The 2,373-nt window shown below is 77.7% G+C and carries 2 protein-coding genes; both read right to left on the bottom strand.

Features of this window, described 5'->3' with window-relative positions:
• The coding region (locus NBX02_RS09210; protein ID WP_250290916.1) for a beta-ketoacyl synthase N-terminal-like domain-containing protein at positions 1–1,746 on the bottom strand (1,746 nt) is incomplete at its 3' end.
• 6 nt (positions 1,747–1,752) lie between these two features.
• The coding region (locus NBX02_RS09215) for a phosphopantetheine-binding protein (protein WP_250290918.1) at positions 1,753–2,373 on the bottom strand (621 nt) is incomplete at its 5' end.

Genomic DNA, 2,373 nt, shown 5'->3' on the forward strand with positions numbered 1-2,373 from the left:
GTGCAGGCGCGCGGCCTGGGCACGCAGGGCGTCCCCGCCGCGCGCCGAGAGCACCCACGCCACCGGCCCGGCCCCGGCGCTGGCGCCGGAGGCGGCCCCGGCGTTGGCTCCGGTGTTGTCCCTGGCCTCGCTGTCGGAGACGGCCCCGGTGCCGGACGTGCCCGCGCCGGGTGCGCTCCCGCCGGACGCGCCGCCGGCCGTGGGCGCGCTCCCGGCGGGCGTGGTCCCGGCGTCGGTGGCGCTCTCCTCGGCGGGCGGGGCCTGCTCAAGGATGATGTGGGCGTTGGTGCCGCTGATCCCGAAGGACGACACCGCCGCCCGCCGGGGGCGGTCGACGTCGGGCCAGGGGCCGGTCTCGGCGATCAGTTCGACGGCGCCGGTGGTCCAGTCGACGTGCGGGGACGGGGCGTCCACGTGCAGGGTCTTCGGCAGGACGCCGTGCCGCAGCGCCTCGACGATTTTGATGATGCCGGCGACACCGGCGGCGGCCTGGGTGTGGCCGATGTTGGACTTGACCGAGCCGAGCAGCAGCGGCCGGCCGGCCGGGCGGTGCTGGCCGTAGGTGGCGAGCAGGGCCTGGGCCTCGATGGGGTCGCCGAGGGTGGTGCCGGTGCCGTGGGCCTCGACGGCGTCGACGTCGGCGGGGGCCAGCCGGGCGTTCGCGAGCGCCGCGTTGATCACCCGCTGCTGGGACGGCCCGCTCGGCGCGGTGAGCTGGCTGCTCGTCCCGTCGGAGTTCACCGCGCTGCCGCGTACCACCGCCAGCACGCGGTGGCCGTGGCGGCGCGCGTCCGACAGCCGCTCCAGCAGCAGGATCCCGGCCCCCTCGGCGAGGCCGAAGCCGTCCGCGGCGGCGGCGAACGCCTTGCACCGGCCGTCGGCGGACAGCGCGCGCTGCCGGGAGAACTCGACGAACGACCGCAGGGTGGGCATCACGGTCACCCCGCCGGCCAGCGCGAGCCCGCACTCGCCGGCCCGCAGCGCCGAGACGGCCAGGTGCAGCGCGACCAGCGACGACGAGCAGGCGGTGTCCACGGTGACGGTCGGGCCCTCGAAACCGAACGAGTACGCCACCCGGCCGGAGGCGACGCTGGTCGTCCCGCCGGTCAGGACGTACCCCTCCAGCGGCTGGATCGCCGCGGGCCCGGCGCCGGCGCCGTAGTCCGAGGCGATCACCCCGACGAACACGCCGGTGGCGGAGCCACGCAGCGTCGTCGGGTTGATCCCGGCGTGTTCCAGCGCCTCCCAGGCGGTCTCCAGCAGCAGCCGCTGCTGCGGCTCGGCCGCCAGCGCCTCACGCGGGGAGATGCCGAAGAACGCGGCGTCGAAGTCGCCCGCGCCGGGCAGGAAGCCGCCCTCGCGGGAGTAGGTGGTGCCGGGCCGGGCCGGGTCGGGGTCGTAGCGGCCGTCGAGGTCCCAGCCGCGGTCCGCCGGCGGCGGGCCGACCACGTCGCGGCCCTCGACGACCAGCCGCCACAGGTCGTCCGGTGACTGCACCCCGCCCGGGTAGCGGCAGCCGATCCCGACGATCGCGACCGGTTCGTGCCGGGACGACGTCAGCTCCTGCACCTGCGCGCGGGCGGCGCGCAGGTCGGCGGTGGCCCGCCGCAGGTAGTCGCGCAGCTTCTCCTCGCGGGAGCTGCCCGCGCCGGCGGGCGCGGCGGACGCGGCAGCCGCGGCGGGCGCGGGGGACACCGGGGGTACCGACACCGGGGGTACCTGGGAGCCGGCGGACGCGGTGGACATGTGAGCTCAGCCTCCGTACGGGGTGGTCAGCTCGTTGTCGAGCACGTCGAACAGTTCGTCGTCGTCGGCCGACCGGAGATCCGCCAGGTCGCCGGCGAGGGAGCCGCCCGCGCCGGCGGGCCGGCGGCCGTCCCAGACCTGGAGGAGCTGCCGCAGCCGGGCCGCGACCCGTTCGTGGGCGTCGGGGTCGGTGGCGGCGTCGGGCGCGGTCGTCAGGACGGCGCCCAGCCGGTCCAGCACGTCGGTGAGCGACTCCCGCTGGGACGGGACGGCCGCGCTCCCGGCACCGCCGGGCGCGGCCGGTACGAGCAGGGTGCGCAGGTGCGCGGTCAGCGCCGCCGGGGTCGGATGGTCGAACAGCAGCGTGCTCGGCAGCCGCAGCCCGGCGGCCGCGCCGAGCCGGTTGCGGAACTCCACCGCGGTCAGCGAGTCGAACCCGGACGCGAGGAACCCGCGGTCGGCCTCGATCACCGCCGCGTCGGCGTGGCCGAGCACGGTCGCCGCGGTCGTGCGCACCAGGCCGAGCAGGATCCGCTCCCGCTCGTCCTCGGGGCGCCCGGCGAGCCGGTCGGCCAGCGACCCGCCCGCTCCCGTCCGCGTGCCACCGCCGCCCGTACCGTCCGGGCC

The organism is Protofrankia sp. CiP1_Cm_nod1, assembly GCF_920888515.1.
Taxonomy (GTDB): domain Bacteria; phylum Actinomycetota; class Actinomycetes; order Frankiales; family Frankiaceae; genus Protofrankia.